Source organism: Gudongella ferriphila, assembly GCF_046224405.1.
Taxonomy (GTDB): domain Bacteria; phylum Bacillota; class Clostridia; order Tissierellales; family Tissierellaceae; genus Gudongella.
In genome coordinates this window covers 1-18,007 of sequence record NZ_JBJXRK010000003.1, presented here as the reverse complement: position 1 = coordinate 18,007, position 18,007 = coordinate 1, and the positions used below count along the sequence as shown (strand labels likewise).

Annotated in this window: 18 protein-coding genes, 5 tRNA genes and 1 other annotated feature; of the genes, 4 read left to right on the top strand and 19 right to left on the bottom strand. The window is 38.5% G+C overall.

Translation table 11 applies throughout. The annotated features are described in order from the left end of the window. Positions 1–2: 2 nt before the first annotated feature. The 12 genes from queA to ACKVDP_RS03295 form a co-directional block, all read right to left on the bottom strand. A complete protein-coding gene (gene queA / locus ACKVDP_RS03350) occupies positions 3–1,028 on the bottom strand; it encodes a tRNA preQ1(34) S-adenosylmethionine ribosyltransferase-isomerase QueA (protein ID WP_409227390.1) in 1,026 nt (341 codons plus the stop codon). A gap of 16 nt (positions 1,029–1,044) precedes the next feature. After that, positions 1,045–2,424 carry a SpoIID/LytB domain-containing protein gene (locus ACKVDP_RS03345; protein WP_409227389.1) on the bottom strand — a complete coding sequence of 460 codons (1,380 nt, stop codon included), beginning with the start codon at positions 2,422–2,424 and terminating at the stop codon, positions 1,045–1,047. A 22-nt stretch (positions 2,425–2,446) separates the two neighbouring features. Beyond that, positions 2,447–3,460 (bottom strand): Holliday junction branch migration DNA helicase RuvB, encoded by a 1,014-nt coding sequence (ruvB, locus tag ACKVDP_RS03340; RefSeq protein ID WP_409227388.1) that lies wholly within the window; start codon positions 3,458–3,460, stop codon positions 2,447–2,449. Between the two features lie 53 nt (positions 3,461–3,513). Continuing rightward, on the bottom strand, positions 3,514–4,098 hold the full coding sequence (ruvA, locus tag ACKVDP_RS03335) for a Holliday junction branch migration protein RuvA (RefSeq protein WP_409227387.1): 585 nt from the start codon (positions 4,096–4,098) through the stop codon (positions 3,514–3,516). 12 nt (positions 4,099–4,110) lie between these two features. Beyond that, positions 4,111–4,605: a crossover junction endodeoxyribonuclease RuvC gene (gene ruvC, locus ACKVDP_RS03330; protein WP_409227386.1), complete on the bottom strand. Its 495-nt coding sequence runs from the start codon at positions 4,603–4,605 to the stop codon at positions 4,111–4,113. Between the two features lie 127 nt (positions 4,606–4,732). Continuing rightward, positions 4,733–5,467, bottom strand: coding sequence for a hypothetical protein (locus ACKVDP_RS03325; RefSeq protein WP_409227385.1), 735 nt, complete (start codon positions 5,465–5,467; stop codon positions 4,733–4,735). Between the two features lie 195 nt (positions 5,468–5,662). Then, on the bottom strand, positions 5,663–6,652 hold the full coding sequence (gene asnA / locus ACKVDP_RS03320) for an aspartate--ammonia ligase (RefSeq protein ID WP_409227384.1): 990 nt from the start codon (positions 6,650–6,652) through the stop codon (positions 5,663–5,665). A 51-nt stretch (positions 6,653–6,703) separates the two neighbouring features. Beyond that, positions 6,704–6,946 (bottom strand) — a binding site (T-box leader). Positions 6,947–7,005: 59 nt separating this feature from the next. Next, entirely contained in the window at positions 7,006–7,650 is a 645-nt protein-coding gene (locus tag ACKVDP_RS03315) for a zinc dependent phospholipase C family protein (RefSeq protein ID WP_409227383.1), read from the bottom strand. A 115-nt stretch (positions 7,651–7,765) separates the two neighbouring features. Then, a complete protein-coding gene (locus tag ACKVDP_RS03310) occupies positions 7,766–8,290 on the bottom strand; it encodes a macro domain-containing protein (RefSeq protein ID WP_409227382.1) in 525 nt (174 codons plus the stop codon). Between the two features lie 13 nt (positions 8,291–8,303). After that, on the bottom strand, positions 8,304–9,956 hold the full coding sequence (locus ACKVDP_RS03305) for a glycosyl hydrolase family 18 protein (RefSeq protein ID WP_409227381.1): 1,653 nt from the start codon (positions 9,954–9,956) through the stop codon (positions 8,304–8,306). A 131-nt stretch (positions 9,957–10,087) separates the two neighbouring features. Continuing rightward, positions 10,088–10,678 carry a DsbA family oxidoreductase gene (locus tag ACKVDP_RS03300; RefSeq protein ID WP_409227380.1) on the bottom strand — a complete coding sequence of 197 codons (591 nt, stop codon included), beginning with the start codon at positions 10,676–10,678 and terminating at the stop codon, positions 10,088–10,090. 114 nt (positions 10,679–10,792) lie between these two features. Then, positions 10,793–10,869, bottom strand: a tRNA-Arg gene (locus tag ACKVDP_RS03295). A gap of 209 nt (positions 10,870–11,078) precedes the next feature. On the opposite strand from ACKVDP_RS03295, the gene ACKVDP_RS03290 reads away from it, so the two are divergent. The 4 genes from ACKVDP_RS03290 to ACKVDP_RS03275 all read left to right on the top strand — a co-directional run bounded on the left by ACKVDP_RS03290 (position 11,079) and on the right by ACKVDP_RS03275 (position 15,478). Beyond that, positions 11,079–11,774: a DUF5058 family protein gene (locus ACKVDP_RS03290; protein WP_409227379.1), complete on the top strand. Its 696-nt coding sequence runs from the start codon at positions 11,079–11,081 to the stop codon at positions 11,772–11,774. Between the two features lie 19 nt (positions 11,775–11,793). Further along, positions 11,794–12,465 carry a hypothetical protein gene (locus tag ACKVDP_RS03285; protein ID WP_409227378.1) on the top strand — a complete coding sequence of 224 codons (672 nt, stop codon included), beginning with the start codon at positions 11,794–11,796 and terminating at the stop codon, positions 12,463–12,465. A 15-nt stretch (positions 12,466–12,480) separates the two neighbouring features. After that, positions 12,481–13,647: an amidohydrolase gene (locus tag ACKVDP_RS03280; RefSeq protein ID WP_409227377.1), complete on the top strand. Its 1,167-nt coding sequence runs from the start codon at positions 12,481–12,483 to the stop codon at positions 13,645–13,647. Between the two features lie 199 nt (positions 13,648–13,846). Continuing rightward, on the top strand, positions 13,847–15,478 hold the full coding sequence (locus ACKVDP_RS03275) for a PucR family transcriptional regulator (protein ID WP_409227376.1): 1,632 nt from the start codon (positions 13,847–13,849) through the stop codon (positions 15,476–15,478). A 91-nt stretch (positions 15,479–15,569) separates the two neighbouring features. Here the strand turns inward: ACKVDP_RS03275 and ltrA are convergent, their stop codons facing one another. The 7 genes from ltrA to ACKVDP_RS03240 all read right to left on the bottom strand — a co-directional run bounded on the left by ltrA (position 15,570) and on the right by ACKVDP_RS03240 (position 17,945). Then, positions 15,570–16,634, bottom strand: coding sequence for a group II intron reverse transcriptase/maturase (gene ltrA, locus ACKVDP_RS03270; protein WP_409227556.1), 1,065 nt, complete (start codon positions 16,632–16,634; stop codon positions 15,570–15,572). Beyond that, on the bottom strand, positions 16,635–16,982 hold the full coding sequence (locus ACKVDP_RS03265; protein ID WP_409227375.1) for a hypothetical protein: 348 nt from the start codon (positions 16,980–16,982) through the stop codon (positions 16,635–16,637). It abuts the gene before it with no gap. 246 nt (positions 16,983–17,228) lie between these two features. Next, on the bottom strand, positions 17,229–17,351 hold the full coding sequence (locus ACKVDP_RS03260) for a hypothetical protein (RefSeq protein WP_409227374.1): 123 nt from the start codon (positions 17,349–17,351) through the stop codon (positions 17,229–17,231). Positions 17,352–17,433: 82 nt separating this feature from the next. Further along, positions 17,434–17,507, bottom strand: a tRNA-Gly gene (locus tag ACKVDP_RS03255). Between the two features lie 155 nt (positions 17,508–17,662). After that, positions 17,663–17,737: transfer RNA gene (locus ACKVDP_RS03250), tRNA-Gly, on the bottom strand. Positions 17,738–17,758: 21 nt separating this feature from the next. Next, positions 17,759–17,844: transfer RNA gene (locus tag ACKVDP_RS03245), tRNA-Tyr, on the bottom strand. Between the two features lie 25 nt (positions 17,845–17,869). After that, positions 17,870–17,945, bottom strand: a tRNA-Thr gene (locus tag ACKVDP_RS03240). Positions 17,946–18,007 lie beyond the last annotated feature (62 nt).

The following is an 18,007-nucleotide window of genomic DNA, read 5'->3' as shown; positions in this document are numbered from 1 at the left end:
GATTACTTTATGAACATAGAATCTCCAAAGCTAAAGAACCTATATCTATTTTTTATTGCCTCATCATAGGCACTCATTATGAGCTCCTTACCCGCAAATGCACTTACAAGCATCATTAGGGTAGACTCGGGGAGATGAAAGTTTGTGATAAGACCATCCACCAGTTTGAACCTGTATCCTGGATAAATGAAGATATCTGTCCATCCCGAACCGGCTCTTACCATACCTTCTTCATCAGCTATTGTTTCAAGGGTCCTTGTTGATGTTGTGCCAACAGATATAATCCTTCCCCCTGTCGCTTTGACACTGTTGATAGCCTCTGCAGCATCATTGCTTATCTGATAGTACTCTGAATGCATTATGTGATCATTAACATCCTCAACTTTCACAGGTCTGAAGGTTCCAAGGCCTACGTGAAGCGTTAGGTATATGATCTTAACTCCTTTATCGCTAATCTTTTTCATTAGTTCCTTGTCAAAGTGTAAACCTGCAGTTGGAGCTGCTGCAGAACCTGGATTCTTTGAATAAACTGTCTGGTATCTTTCTCCATCCTCAAGTTTTTCAGTTATATATGGCGGCAATGGCATTTCTCCAAGTTGGTCCAATATCTCTTCAAATATCCCTTCGAAGAAAAATTCTATGAATCTGGTACCATCCTCTCCAATCCGAAGTACAGTACCCTTGATAATCCCTCCACCAAATTCAATCCTGCCTCCAGCCTTCATTTTTTTGCCTGGTCTCACAAGACATTCCCAGATGTTTTTTTCAGTTCTCTTCAAAAGTAGGACTTCAAGCTTTTCTTCCTTTCCCGGTCTATTGCCAAACAATCTTGCGGGCAATACTCTTGAATCGTTTAATACGATTCCATCACCTGGATTAAGCTGATCAATTATATCTACAAATTTTTTGTGTTCAATTCTCTCTTTTTCCTTGTCCAAAACCAGAAGTCTTGAGCTGGTTCTATCCTCCAACGGATGTTGAGCTATCAACTCCTGTGGAAGGTCATAATAAAATTCACTTGTTTTCATTTTCAACTTCCTTAATCTAATATTTGGTTATTTCTATCCCTGTATAATAATGCTCAAGTATTTCTTCAAAATCAAAGCCCTGCTTTGCCATTTCAATGGCTCCATATTGACTCATCCCAATTCCGTGTCCGAAACCCCTTCCAGATATTACAACACTTCCCCTTGATATGTCAATAGTATCCGGAGTTTTATAGGTAAATACCCCACTATCTCCAATTACTGTTATTGATTCATCACTATAGGATCTTATCCTCCCATAATCAGAAATTATGCTTAACGAACCCCTATCACCTTCAAGCATCCCAATTCTTCTTTCAGAGGCTGCATAGATTATTGAACTATTACTACCTCCGGAAACTGAATTGCCTTCCACAGAAAAAAGTGTACTCTTGATGGTAGTAGTTCCTATCAAACTTCTGAATCTCTCGCCGGATATCTCAGCATTTCCATTTGAACCATTTAGTACCAGCTCCATGACCCTCCCGGATTCAGTTTTCTCTGCAATGTCAATGCTTCTGATATCCCCTATATCAATGCCTCCAGCCAAAAGCTTCTTACTTAAGCTGTCAGAATCAATTGTGACTTCCCAGTTGCTATTAATGGTGTTCAAGGAATATGGGTCTTCCACAGCTACCAGATAGGGCACCCTCCCTCCCCAAACGTTTTCACTGCTTTCAGTGTGTCCGCCAGAAGAAGAATGAAATACCGTACTTGCAACACTACCATTGTATTGAGCCACTAAGGCCATTGTATTATCCACTGCTCTGTTGGTAGTTGGTTGCTCGGCATCATATCCGCCATATACCTGGCAATGTGTTGTATCACAGATATTGTAGCCCTCGTTAATGTGTTTGTTCATGGTCGAGTAGGCATAGCTCCTGGCTGCTATAGCCTGAGCCTTGAGAGCCTCCTCACTGCTTAAGGAAGGTATTTCCTTGGGAACAACCCCATAGAGATAGCTCTCAATATCAACATGGTTTATAACATACAGGCCGTTTCTGTTACCTATAAACGTGATGTATCCCCTGTATTTTTTACCATCTACGCTCATCATACCTTCGCTCCCACTCTCAGTCCCAAACAGAACCGTTCCATTGGCTGGCAATGTTGCAACATAGGTGTTCGAATCATCATATACATCTATCTCGTCATATCTGCCTAGGCTCAAGCTTATGTACATTGCCTTTCCAGGCAGCTCCATCAATGAATCACCCTTTTCATTTTTCTGATAGATTGCCATCACACCTTCTGTTGAAACCCTCACCCTTTCAAGAGCAGCATAGGTTCTGCCAATCTTTACATCAAAATAGTTCAAATCCTCCTCAACCCTTCCAAGGGAAATAGTTGGTATTATTATCATTATTAAAGCAATTACAATAATTAACCTTCTTTTCATATCACACACCAGCCTTATGTTATTATTTTTCTGCAGGAAGAGGTATATTGAAATGCCTGTAGGCCTTTTCAGTAACCATTCTCCCTCTTGGTGTCCTGCTCAGGAATCCCATTTGTAGCAGATATGGCTCATACACATCCTCAATTGTGCCTCTTTCTTCACCGGTGGCAGCTGCAAGTGTATCCACTCCAACCGGCCCTCCCTTAAAGTTCTCAATTAATGTTAAAATAAGCTTTCTGTCAACTGCATCAAGTCCAAGCCTATCCACTTCGAGAACCATGAGACCCTTTTTGGCTATTTCCTCCGTTATTACACCGTTTTCAACCACCTGTGCATAGTCCCTTACTCTTTTAAGAAGCCTGTTGGCGATTCTAGGTGTACCTCTAGATCTTTTGGCTATTTCATAGGCACCCATTGGTTCAATGTCAATATTAAGTATCTTTGCAGATCTGGTGACAATTTCAGTCAGGTTATCAGGATTGTATAAATCAAGATTAAGCATCACACCAAACCTATCCCTTAATGGCGATGTAAGCAGACCAGCTCTAGTTGTTGCACCAATCAAGGTGAATTTGGATAGGTCTAGCCTGACTGATCTTGCTGATGGACCTTTTCCTATTATAATGTCCAGCGCAAAGTCCTCCATGGCAGGATAAAGCACCTCCTCAACGGTCCTGTTTATCCGATGAATTTCATCTATAAACAATACATCATCATCAGAGAGGTTGGTCAGAATGCTCGCAAGATCTCCAGGTCTCTCGATAGCTGGACCGGATGTCACTCTGATATTCACTCCCATCTCATTTGCAATAATATTTGCCAATGTCGTTTTTCCAAGTCCTGGAGGTCCATAAAGTAGAACATGATCCAGGGATTCACTTCTACCCCTAGCTGCTTGGATAAATATCTTCAGCTTTTCCTTGGCTTTGTCCTGTCCTATGTATTCCCTAAGCCACTTGGGTCTAAGTGTCGCTTCAGTCTCTGTATCATCCATGTTCATATTCCTGGCAACTATTCTATCTCTTCCTTCATCCATAAATATTTCTCCCATTATATATTTGATTTGTTATAGCTAACAGCACTTGATATTTATCGTGATAACTTCCTTAGTCCCAGCTTTATAATATCCTCAACAGTCATCCCAGTTAGGTCAGTACCCTGGAATGCCTTCTGAGCCTCGTATCTACTATATCCCAGGGCAACCAGAGCCTCGATTGCTTCATTGTCCATTGGCTCAATCAGTTCATTGAAGGATTCATCCTCTGTGAATCCACCCTTGACTTTATCCTTCAACTCAAGCACTATCCTTTCAGCGGTCTTTTTACCTACACCAGGACCTTTACACAGGGTTGTGACATCCTTTAGCATTATGGCTTTTTGGATCTGAACAGGTCTAAGTGTTGATAGTATTCCACACGCTACCTTTGGACCAATTTTAGAGACTGTCAGCAGAAGTTTGAACATCCTCATTTCATCTTCACTAACAAATCCATAAAGGCTCATGGAATCTTCCCTTACGATAAGATCCGTAAATACATGCTGCTTTTCCTCACCTTTTATTAGCTGCATGAGGGTGTTGCTGGAAGTGTTTATTCGAAATCCCATCCCCTGATTTTCCAGAAGAAAATAGTCCTCACCTATATAGCTTATCTTACCAATTATGTAATCAATCATAGATCCACCTACTTATCTCATTTTAAATGATTCCTTGAATTTCAAGGAGCTACCATGACATATTGCCACTGCTAAAGCATCTGCAACATCATCTGGTTTTGGAATCTTATCCAGATTCAGTAGAATCTTTACCATTTCCTGAACCTGCCTTTTCTCAGCTCTCCCATATCCAACCACGGCCTGTTTTACCTGAAGAGGTGTATACTCATATACCTCGAGATCGTGATTAACTGCTGCAAGGATCTCAACGCCACGTGCATGACCAACCTTAATGGCTGTTTTAACATTCTTGTTGAAAAATAGCTCCTCAATTGCCAGCTCATCTGGTCTATATCTTATAATAATATCATTAAGCTGGTTATATACAGATTTCAATCTATCTGGAAATAGCTGATCAGAAGGAGTAAGAATGGCTCCATAATCAATGACCCTATATTTGTTTCCAACTAATTCCACCACACCGTAACCAACTGTGGCTATCCCCGGGTCTACCCCTAAAATTATCATATGTCACCTCTTTCCACATTAATCCTTCATCTATTGTACCATATAATCAATGTAAAGCTAAACTGGAAATTAAAACCCTCTGACAATAAAAAGTCAGAGGGTGATATTATTATTATTAATGATTGCTCTAGCGGTATCTTTTTAGAACCCTGTCATTTAAACCATTCCAGTAGGCATCCTTGTATAATCTCATTCCATTTCTAGACATTATTTTAATGACTTCATTGTAGACATTGGTAAGGTCATCCATAGTCAGCAGAGTCTCATCTTCAGTTATATTTGCAGAGGATGATTCATAGTCTATGGTGAGCTGTTTATCAAGATATCTATTTAGGCTGAATATCTTGTTTCTAATCACCTTCTCACAGTATCTGCCTATGAGATTGTGAAGATGATTACTGGATTCCTCATCCTTCTCAAGATTGGCAAATATCTCATCACGAAGCTCCTGAATCGGTTCAGTGAAAGTATCGAAATGAAAAAGATATTTCTGGTAATACAACTCGTTTATTGAATAGGTTTTAACAGTTAGGTCTTCAAGTCTATTTGCTTCCTTTATATTAACAAACCCACCCTTGTAGCCTTCCAGATATAGGAGTAGCTCAAGTCTGTTGATATCCTCATGAATCAGCTCCCCAAGGTTCATTGCTATAAGTTGGTTTCCACGTCTGTTTTTAAGAATTCTTGATATGTGATTTCTTAGGTATTTTATGGATACGTATTTCGGAAAAATATTTCTGATATTGTCTTCAATATCGTACAAGTTCAAAAGGATATGTATGCTATTGAGGTCATTCTTAAATAGAAAATTGTGCTTTAATCCTTCGTATAGATCATAAAATGTGTCATTAGATAAAGCCATCTATAGCATCCCTCCTTAAGAATTTTCCACCTTGAAATATGGATGGCGGTATTTTCTATTATACTATAAAAAGGCCTACATTTGTTTAATAAAATTGGATTGATTTGTTACAAAATCTTAACAAAAGAGGCGTTAAAAACGCCTCTTTTGTTAAGAACACATATCCAAACCATTTAAACATTAAGTTGTGGAGTTCTAAAGAAGGAAAATCCCTTCATCCTCACATCTTATTATTTCATCTTCAGTCCATACGGATGCCTGTACTTGACCTATATGCTTAGCCTGAAGAAAGTACATACAAATTCTGGATTGTCCGATACCTCCACCAACTGTATAAGGGAGTTCTCCACCCAATAGCTTTTGATGGTATTCCATGGACATTCTGTTTTCTGCATCAGCCAGCTTAAGCTGTTTAATCAGGGATTTTTCATCCACTCTTATACCCATGCTCGAAAGCTCAATAGCTTGACCCAATGCAGGGTTCCAGAAAAGTATATCTCCATTCAGCTCCCAGTCATCATAATCAGGTGCTCTAAGGTCATGAGGTTTGCCTGACTTGAGTGCTGCTCCAATCTTGTAAAGGAAAACAGCTCCCAACTCCTTCGTTATCATATGCTCCCTTTCCTTAGGAGTGACATCAGGCCATTTGTCCTCAAGCTCTTGTGTACTTACAAAGGTAATTTCATCAGGCAATTTTTTATACAATCTAACAGGATACTGAGCGTTGATGAAATCTTCAGTTTCCTTGAAAGCCTCATATATGGATATGACAACTTCCTTAAGATACTCCAGGTTTCTGTCCTCTTCACGAATTACCTTTTCCCAATCCCATTGATCAACATATATTGAGTGTATATTGTCAACAAATTCATCAGGTCTAATGGCATTCATATCTGTATAAAGTCCTTCTCCATTTCCAAATCCATACCACTTAAGGGCCATTCTTTTCCATTTGGCAAGAGATTGTACTATTTCAAGATTTTGCTGGTATTTTCTCATCTGGAAGGAAACAGCCTTTTCTGTTCCGGAGAGATTGTCATTTAGACCAGTTTCTGGCTTTACAAACAACGGTGCAGACACTCTGGTAAGATTAAGATTATCCGCCAGTCTCCTCTCGAAAAAATCTTTGATCTGCTTGATTCCAACTTGCGCTTCTCTAGCTGTAAAACCATTTACCATCATCATTCTTATCACTCCCTTATTATTTTTTGTATTAAAAAAACCTTCCGTCCTCATATAAAGGACGAAAGGTTACTTTCGCGGTACCACCTAAATTAGCAATAATGCTCACTCATTCCGTACAGAAATTAATCGATACGTCATAGCTTGTAACGGGCTATACCGTCTGAGTCTACTTGACAATGTCTTTCGATCAGATACTCCGGGCTGTTCTTCATGCAAGCTTTCGTATCAGGCTCCCACCGTCCCTGAATCGCTAAAACTTATTTCCTGCACTACTCTTCCCTTCACTGTAGTGTATTAACTTATTTGTTAGTATATAATTTAAACTTATGCTTGTCAATAGTTATTTATTATTTCTATATTTCCATTGCAAATACTTCATGGATTTCTTCAGAGTAATCTTTTATAACATCAAGGATGAAATAGGTTATCTTGAGATTTAATGATAATGCAAAATCAAGATCATTCTTAAAGCCCTTGTTCTGGAAGTAATCCTCAACAACGTCCTCAATATATTTCTTAATTGTGGAATGAAGGCTAATTGGATTCTCATTATATATATCAAGATCATTCACAGTTATGACATTTTTCTTAAACGTATGATTGGGTGCATAATCATTCAGTTTTGATTCATATCTTATATGCTTAACCATTGATCCGTTGAATGTCCACCTTTTAGCATGCGGTAAACACACATAATCAGAAAGATAGTGAGATACCACCCCAATTTTTCTGCTGAGAATCTTGATGGCTATTGGATCTGTTATCTTATTGAAATCAATATATCTGCTTACAAAAATTATTTTCATTATCTCCAATGCAACATAGTTGATGCTCTCATCTCTATAGTGTCTAATAAGCTTGTATTTAGGTAAAATGTCTGGTGCGATTGATCCCCAGAGCAGCTTGTCCTTATCCAGCTCAATATCATAATGTTCAAGAACATTGTCGTATACCTTGGAGGCAATTATCTTATGAGTATCTGCGAAAATTTTAAACACTCCCTTTTCTCCAGTTTTTCCAACTTCTTTGATAATATAACATAGAAAAACTTATGTCAACCAAACAAATGTTGCATTATCTTAATATTTGATTGATTGGAACTATATATCCAAATTATAAGGACGAGTTGAAATAATTTTCATAGACCTTAAGATCGTCTTCGTTAAACAAGACCAAACTGACTTCCTCAAGTGATGAATTTCGGTTTGAAAAGTCTTTCAATGCCTTTTTGACAATCTTCACTGCCTCCTTGATTGGGTATCCGTAAGCACCTGTTGAAATGGACGGAAAAGAAAGTGATTTCAGACCATACTCATCTGCTAGTTTTAATGAGTTATAATATGCATTATATAAAAGCTTCTCTTCCATTCCATCCTTTCTTCCGTATATTGGTCCAACAGCATGAATCACATATTTACAAGGTAGATTCCCTGCTGTTGTGATTCTGGCCTCTCCAGTCGGGCAGCCAGAATGTTTCTTGCACTGTTCTAGTATCGATTGCCCACCTTTCCTGTGAATTGCACCATCTACTCCACCTCCTCCAAGAAGTGTGTTGTTTGCTGCATTTACAATTCCATCCACTTTTTCCTCAGTTATATCACCTTTTTTGATGATGATATCAATTCCCCCAAACTTCATATGAAATCCCCCTTTAATTCAAGTACCCATCTAGTGATTCCCATATAGATGGTATTTCAAATCCTTTTCTCCAAGTAGCAATTCCAGCTAGATTATATTTGTGGACAAGAGAAACCTTATAATACAATGAATTTTTATCTTCAAGCCATATCTTCCTGGTGGTCTCCCCTACAACCATCTCTCCATAGTATTGTTGGCTAATTTCATCCCAGACGGTTTCAATTTCGTTCTTATCAATAAATTCCAAAGCAGTTTTCATTGTTACAGCTTGAGAGGAAACGCCATCATTATTCACATCCCAAACCCTTGAGTAAAAGGGCATGCCCAAGACCAGCTTCCCAGGAGGCACCTGTTCCAACAGCCTTGATACAGATTCCTCCACCCACCAGTACTCTGCTACGGATCCGGCCACTGGACTTGATGCCCAGTGTTGATCATAGGCCATTAAAACAACATAATCCAGAGATTGTTGAAGTCTTTCCCTGTCATAAACCATCGACCAGTTCGGGCTTGTGGATATTGCCGTTACATCCATTGACACAGTCATGCCATGATATTTAAAAACCGGATAAAGTTCCCTTACAAACTGTGTAAGGTAGTCCCTGTCTTCATAGTATATGTTTTCGAAATCGATATTGATTCCATCGGCTTGATAATATTTGTAAAGCTCCAACAAATCATTGATTATCTTTTCTCTTGACTTGCTGGATCTTAGAAATATACTGGTCATTTCTGGATCAAATGAGTTAGTTACTGCAGGCCAAATTTCATATCCAGCGTTTCTATAAAGAATCGAATTATCCAAGTTACCTTTATTGAATATGTTTCCTTCTTCATCTGAAATGTCAAACCATGTTGGTGCAATAACATTAACCCCTTGCATATCCGGTACTGTTTCTATATTCCTCATGGGTCCATAGGTATAATCCCATGTTAGATTAATAATCTCTTTTTCCATTGAAGAGGATTCATCTTCAACATCAATACTTCTTTTGAATCTGTTTTTACCATATTCTATAAGAATTGAATCTCCACTGGCATATCCAACCAGCCCCTCATTTGTTCTTACTTTAAACCATGAACCTTCTTCTGAGAAAATAACTACCCTTTCACCCTTTGGAAGACTTTTCCCAATTGATGCTGACCTATTATGTGGACTTGCATATATTGATGTCTCTTCGATAATTTCACCTTCGATATAATCATATCCCATGAAGTCAATCACAAGTGAATTGGTATTCCAATTAAATTCCAGATTTTCCCGATATATCTCCTTCAGTAAATTGTAGGGTATGTATATTACTTTCTCCACAGCCTTAAGTGGTGATACCAATAATATTTCCTTGCCATTCATAGTACCACTCATATTGTCCGGATAAAATCTTCCAACGTTATTTCCATCAGTTATAATTACAACAGACTCTGCCTCGTCAATAAACATATCCCGATCTACATACTCCTGCATAAAGGAGGCTGAAAAATATATTTGATCCTCAATATACATGTAATCTTGTATCTCCCTAAGTTTCATGTCTTCCAGTAGAACAAAAAAATCTTCCTTTTCAATAACATTATTGACCTTAACTACAGTTAGATCATTATAAATCGTATATCCAATAAACAAAGCCATGCAAAGACCTATTACAAATGATAAAATTTTCCTCATTTTTACACCACCTGACTTTATTATAACATGATAAGCTTGATGGTTAGCCTCCAATTTAAAAATAGTCCCTCAAAACATCTTTGATGCCCATTTAAATCCATACATAGGCTAAATGGGCATCACATAACTAACTAGTCTATAAGATCCTTCTTGAACTTATTGTAACCGTTCAATAATGTAACTTTCTTTCCATCCTCCCTAATAAAGGTGGGAACACTTTCGATTTCATAGGCTACAGCCATTTCCCTTGCTTGAACCATCATATCTTCAAAATCCCCTGCTTCAATTGTCTCAATCATTTCATGTATGTTTAATCCCACTTCAATTCCAATCTGATTTATAACTTCCTTGGATGCCACATTCTTTCCTTCTGTAAAAATTGCCTTAAAGGCCTCACTGGCAAATGGATAGAAGCTCCCTACCTCTTGAGCATAGAGGGCTGCTCTGTGTAATAGCCCTGTATTGAATTTAATTGTCTTGTTTGAGTATACGAGTCCATATTCTGACCCCAATCTTTCAATTCTCTTATAGGCCATATCAATCTGATCCATTGGGATTGAACCCAAAATCGATGACCCTTCATAGGATGCATCTCTATCCAGTTCGTAGGGATACCAATAAAATTCAATATCTAAATTTTCTTTAACCATTCTGTCGGCTATGGAAAAACCAATATAACAAAATGGACAAGCAAAGTCCGAAAACACTTTAATCTTTTTCAAAATATCACTCCTTAGCTGTTTTGCTGGTATATACCCTTTGAAGAATCTAGCTAACAAATATAATCTCAAACACAAAAAAATACAAGGGTACAAGACCCTTGTATTCATTGTGTTTGGTGTACCCAGAGGGATTCGAACCCCCGACCTACTGGTTCGTAGCCAGTCACTCTATCCAACTGAGCTATGGGTACATATCTTTGTCTTTCACAAGATACTTTAACATTATATTATATTCCATCATTCATTGTCAATTGAACATTTTATTAATGAACAAATGGTTCCAATAAGAGATTCTGTGAAAAGGTTTGCAATAATTTGTCAGAATAATGAATTTATATTCATTGTATAATCACTTCAAAATGATAAGATTTAATTAATAAAACGGAGGAGGAAATTACTTATGAATTACTTGGAGATAGCCAACAGTACACCCATGTGGATAGCAGCTGCTCTTGCAGTGCTTCTTGTAGCAGCACAGGCTACATTATTTCTTGTAAAGTCTTTCAACACAGGGAAACAAATGGGAATAACAGAAATTCAAATGAAGGATGCAATGAAAACAAGCTTTATCACATCAATCGGGCCTTCAATCGTTATATTGTCAGGCCTACTGTCTTTGCTGGTAACTGTAGGGGGTCCCATGGCATGGATGAGACTTTCCTTTATCGGATCAATAATGTTTGAACTAATGGCTGCAGGTTTTGGAACAAGTGCAATGGGAGTTTCAATGGGTATAGACCCAGTAACAAATCTAGCTTTTGCCAACGCTGTCTGGACAATGATACTGGGCTCCTTGGGATGGATAATATTCGCAACACTTACTGCTGATAAGATGGGTAAGGTTCAAGAAAAGGTATCCAAGGGAGACAAGGGCACACTGACAATCATTTCAACAGCAGCAATGCTTGGTGCATTTGGTGCTTTAGTGTCACCGCACCTTCTGGGAATGAGCAATAATGCAATAGCTGCTGTCTCAGGAGGGGTAATAATGGCAATCATAGCCCCATTGGCTAAAAAGAAGGATATTAAATGGCTTAAGGAATGGGGATTGGCAATTGCACTTTTCGGTGGAATGATAATAGCTGCAGTGGTTTAGATATTAAGGAGGATTGAAAATGGATAAAAAACAGATTTATGAAGGAGTATTTCTTCCGGACATCATTAAGTGGGGTAGGATAACAAATATTTTGGGTCTTGTGTTTGCATTCGGACCGGCAATCGTTCTTGCGGTAATTTTTAAGCTGGTACCACCGGCTAGCGCAATACTTACAGGATTTATTTCAATAGCAAGTGCAGTTGGAGTTCTTTGGTTTGTTGAACCAATGTCATACTTCCCAATCGTTGGAGTTGCGGGAACATATATGGCTTTTCTCTCTGGAAATATTTCCAATCTTAGAATACCAAGTGCGGCAGCAGCACAGAATGTCGCTGGAGTACAGCCTGGATCCGAGGAGGGAAGTATCATTGCGACAATAGGAATGTCAGTCTCTGTACTGGTAAATATAGTAATCCTTGCCTTGGGAGTTTTTGCAGGGACAACCATTCTTGCCAATTTACCTGAGAATGTTGTACAATCCTTGAATTACCTGCTACCATCATTGTTTGGCGCACTGTTTGTTCAATTTGCACTATCCAAACCAAAGCTAGCACCTATAGCATTGACTCTTGGTCTGGTATTTAGCTTACTGGTAGCAAGAGGGGTGGTACCATTCTATACCACAACACTTGTGGCAGTATTCGGAACCATGTTTATTGGTATAGCATTGTACAAGAAGAAACTTATTTAATAGGAGGAGACGTTTATGATTTTTATCGACAAGGTTAAGGATGTTGAAGAAAAGATAATTGAGATGCGAAGACATCTTCATGAAAATCCAGAGCTAAGCAGTCAAGAATTTGAAACTCAGAAATATATTATGAAGAAGTTAGATGAACTTGGAATTCCATATGAGAAAGTTGGCACCACCTCTCTTGTTGGACATATAAAAGGAGCTAAGCCAGGCAAGACAGTTGCCCTACGCGCTGATATCGATGCCCTACCGATTATTGAGCAGTCAGGAGCTTCATATTCATCAAAGAAAGAAGGTGTTATGCATGCCTGCGGTCACGATGGCCATACAGCCATGCTATTGGGAGCTGCTAGAATGCTTACAGATGTAAAGGATGAGATGCCAGGAGAAGTCAGGCTTCTCTTCCAGGAGGCTGAGGAAACATTTTCAGGAGCTAAGAAAATTGTAGCAGATGGAGGCATGGATGGGGTTGATGCTGTATTCGGGATGCATGGCATGCCAATTGAAACAGGATATTATGACATGACTCCTGGTTATCGTATGGCAGGGTGCGATACTATCTATGTTAAGTTTGCAGGGGTATCTGGCCACGGATCCAGTCCTCATCTAGCAAAGGATACTGTCCTACCTGCAGCAGAGTTTGTAACCCAGCTTAACTCCATGATAACTAAGTTCGTCAATTCTCAATCTCCTGTTGTTCTAACTGTTGGAAAATTTGTCGGAGGAACCAAAGCTAATATTGTATCCAAATATTCCAAGTTAGACATCTCAATGCGGTATTTAGAAGAAGAGACCCGTATGACAATCCATCAGAAACTTAAGGATTTGGCAGAGGGACTTGCAAAAATATATGATATTGAGGTGGATGTTGATATTGAGGAAAGCACCATTAGTCTAAATAATGATGAAGAGATAGCCGCTATAGCAGATAAAGCAGCGATAAAAGTTTTTGGATCTGATAAAAACGTTAATGGTCCAATTCTCATGGGCTCAGAAGACATGCCCTACTATTTCCAAGAAGCTCCTGGAGCCTACGCGATGGTAGGTTATCTCAACAAAGAAAAAAATACCATATACTTTCCACATCATGAAAAATTCAACATTGATGAAGATTATCTAAAATTGGGTGCTGCCTATCACGCTCAATTCGCATGGGATTATCTCAATAAGAACGACTAATTTCACATCACATTTTATAAATTCAGTTCATTCCTAAGGTATTTCGACGTCATAGCTCATTGATAACGAATTACCCTAGAGCTAACTTGAAAATACTAAAAAACAATTATATAAATCTGACGGTTTAAATTAAAGGTAAGGATATCAATCCTTGCCTTTTTATTTTTATTAATATATTATCATCTTAGGTGGTGATAATATGGGTCTTACTGTTAAGGAAATGTTGAAATCAAACTTATTTGAAGGCTATAGACTACTTGCGGGAGGTTCCGGACTGGATAAGCAGATTCAAGGAATTGCAGTTCTTGATGCTCCTGATGGTTATAAATGGACTAAGGGCAAGGAGCTTGTGGTCTCATCAGGATATATTTTTAAAGAGAATCCCGGTCTTTGGGAAGAATTTGTAAATTCAGAAAAGTTCAAGTTTGTTTCATGTATGGGAATTAAAGATCGGTTCATAAAGGAAATCCCTGAAAACATACTTTCAAAGTTTAATGAAAGCGGAATACCTTTATTACTTATACCTCCTCATATTGGTTGGATGGATATTATGAACAGCTTGAATGTAATTGTTATGAACAAGGATATACAACAGTTTAGAATAGGTAGCATCAGCACTAATTTTTCAGATTTGTCATATCATGTCAGAAAAATTGAACGCATCCTTTCACAGATTGAAGAAAGAATGGGCTTCCCAGCTATGCTTTATGATCTTTCAGATGATACAGCCTATTTCAGCTCTGAAAATTTCCCCAAAATTGCTGATAAATTCACTCCAAAGGATTTTTTTGAACACAATTTCCCTGTTACTGAAGAGATTATATGTGAAAATCTTCAGTTCATCAGGTATAGATATACGACGGAAAACGCAAGTGATGTACCTTACAGCTGGCTTTCAATACCTATCACAGTTATGGGTAAGGTCAAGGCTTATTTCGTGGTTGTTGAGGCAACCTCGTTAATAGATTATTTTGATGAGTTTGCAATGAGGATTAGTTTTCTATTGCTCCAATCAATTTACGAGCAGTTTCTTTTCTTTGACAGCGTTGGAGATTTTGGGTTTGAGAAATTCGTTAACGATATCTTATTCAACAAGCTTTACGACCATGAAAAAATAAGCATAAGAGCAGTGGATATTAACATTGACGTCACAAAAAAATACTACACAATCGTTATGGATCAATCCAATGCAGACATATCCCTTTCAGACCACAAGGATATCATAAACAGAACCATAAAAACAGCATTCCAATATGAAAATATCAGAATTGCATTTGTAACTGAAAACTCAGTAATGATTGTTTATCAGGTTAATGACTCTTCAAATAATCCAAACAATGTCTCCGTGTTAAAAAATTACGTTATGGACTTAAAAATTAAACTGGAAGATAAGTTGCAAAATCCTAATCTAAGATTTGGAATTTACGATACACAGGATCTTATATATAATTTACGAAGAAATTATAAAAGATGCATACAGGCTATAAATATGGGGCGCCTAGTATATTATAACCAGTCTATAGTCACCTACTCTGAGCTTGGACCGTTAGCCTGGATAAATATTGATGATGTAGAGCTTCAAGCAATGATGAATAGTATTAAAGATGTTCTTGATGACTCCGAGAGCGAAGAACTGCTTGACACTCTCAAGTATTACCTGGACTACAGAATGAATTATAGCCTCACTTCTAAGCATATGTATGTTCATATCAACACTGTACGTAAGAGAATTGAAAAGGTTCGAGAACTCCTGGGTATCGACCTTGAGGATCCGGTCAATCGTTTAAAGTTGGAATTGTTTCTCATGGTATCGAAAAAATTGAATGATTAAAGCTAGTTTGAAATCGAGTAGGAGGTAGATGATTATTTCATCTACCGACCTCTCACAGCACCGTACGTACCGTTCGGTATACGGCGCTTCTCTAGTTTTCACATGTTTTCAGATAGTAGTCAGTCATGGACAAATACCCACGGCTGGCTATTTCTTTGTTTGTTAGTACACTGTTAAGCATTATTGTAGACCGCCATATTCCTTTACGGCAGTTTGCTAATTCATGCACCTTCCAAATTGGCAAATCAAATTTCCGAATCATCTGGTATCTAGTCTTAATTTTCTTCCATTGTTTCCAATATATTGCCCTTATTCTACGACGTAACCATTCATCCGATTTCCTTAGTAGTTCTTTCATATCTGCAAGAGAAAAATAGTTTATCCACCCTTTTATGAATTGCTTCAATTTCAATGCTCTGTATCCATTTCCCCATCCATTACTTCTTGATGTGAGTTCTTTCAACTTAGCTTTCATTTTGGCAACTGATTTTGGATGAACCCTTAGTCTACATTTTCCTTTATATCTGTAGAAGCTGTAGCCAAGGTATTTTACTTTGCTTACATAAGCAACTTTTGTCTTCTCTCGGTTCACTTTAAGAAAAAGCTTTCTTTCAATATACTTCGTGATACTATTAAGGGTTCTTTCTGCACTCTTTTTGCTTTTGCAGAAAATCATACTATCATCCGCATAACGCACAAATCTGTGCCCTCTACGCTCTAGTTCCTTATCTAGCTCATTCAGCATGATATTGCTAAGCAGTGGACTTAATGGTCCGCCTTGGGGCATTCCAACTTCAGTCTTTTCAAACATCCCATTGCTTACTACTCCCGCATTAAGATATTTGTGGATTAGAGATATTACTCTACCGTCCTTGATGGTTCGTGACAGTACTTCTGTGAGTTTGCTTTGACATACTGTGTCAAAGAATTTATCTAAATCAATATCTGCCACGTATACATAACCATCATCTACGTTCTGTTGGCATAGTTTTAGTGCTAGATGTGCACTTCTTTTTGGTCGAAAACCATAACTGTTCTCCGAAAACTGCTCCTCATATATTGGGGAGAGTATTTGCGTGATTGCCTGTTGAAATACTCGGTCAACCACTGTTGGAACTCCCAGCTTCCGCATTTCGCCTTTTGTCTCTTTGGGTATTTACACCCTTCGGACTGGGTTGGGTTTGTACTTCCCATCCCTTAACTTCTGGACAAGTTGCTTTTGGTTGTCTTTGAGAAAGCTTAGAAGTTCATCTACGCTCATCCCATCGACACCGCCTGCTCCTTTGTTGGATTTTACTTTCTTGTATGCCTTGTTCAGATTATCTCTGTGTAAAATCTCATCCAACAGTTTGTCCGTCTGAAAATCTGTGATGATGCGGTTGTTTTCAGTAATCCTCAAATGAGCGGACACTTCTGCATACTCTTTCTGTTCCGCAGATCCCCTTTGCAGATAGCCTTCTTTATGAAGTTGTCTGTCCTTAATTTCATTCTTGGTCACATTCATTTACTCACATCTCCTAAAGTTCAGTCCTTCCCAACACGTTTGCAACCGCATTGGTACTATGACCTCGGCTGACTTCTCATGACAAATCTTATTTCAACCATAACCGCGAATGTTTTATCGCACTGATCATGTCCATGAGACCTCCCCGGGTAAGAATGCAATCTTTCCTTCCATATATCTGCCACATTTACATTGTAGATTTCCGGATAGTTTAGGGCTTTGGTTTGTTAAGCAACCTTACCCAATCTATATCTGCCTAATGTGATTTCTGTTCGTAAGACCGGAATTTTGCCTCCAGCTTCCTTCAGATTCCTCGTCGCCGAGGACACCCTTGCTCTTGGCTATGTGCTTGGCACTATCAACCCGCACTTGGGACTTTCACCCATTAGATTGCACCCATGCCGGGCGCACCTAGAAAAAACCTGGAAAAATATTTTCCAGGTTTCTTTTATGGAGCGGGTGAAGGGAATCGAACCCTCGCAACCAGCTTGGAAGGCTGGGGCTCTACCACTGAGCTACACCCGCATATATATTCTATATTTAAAAAACGAAGAAATTTCTTTCTTCATAAAAAAAAGCATCTGTTGATGTATTAAGGATGCATTAATGATATTCATGCATGGAAATTTAACAATGCTAGCATATTCAAAAATATATAAATTTCATACTCCTAATAAAAATGGAGCGGAAGACGAGATTCGAACTCGCGACCCTCGCCTTGGCAAGGCGATGCTCTACCACTGAGCCACTCCCGCATACTTATTGAATAATCAAAATGGTGGAGGAGACTGGATTTGAACCAGTGAAAGCGTAGCTAACGGATTTACAGTCCGTCCCCTTTGGCCAACTCGGGAACTCCTCCATATTTATTCCCCTAAAGGGATTTTTGGAGCTGGTGAGAGGACTTGAACCCCCAACCTACTGATTACAAGTCAGTTGCTCTACCAATTGAGCTACACCAGCATATATTTTGAAAAATTTAAATTCACAAATGTCTGCTCTCACATAACCCTTGTGAATTTAAA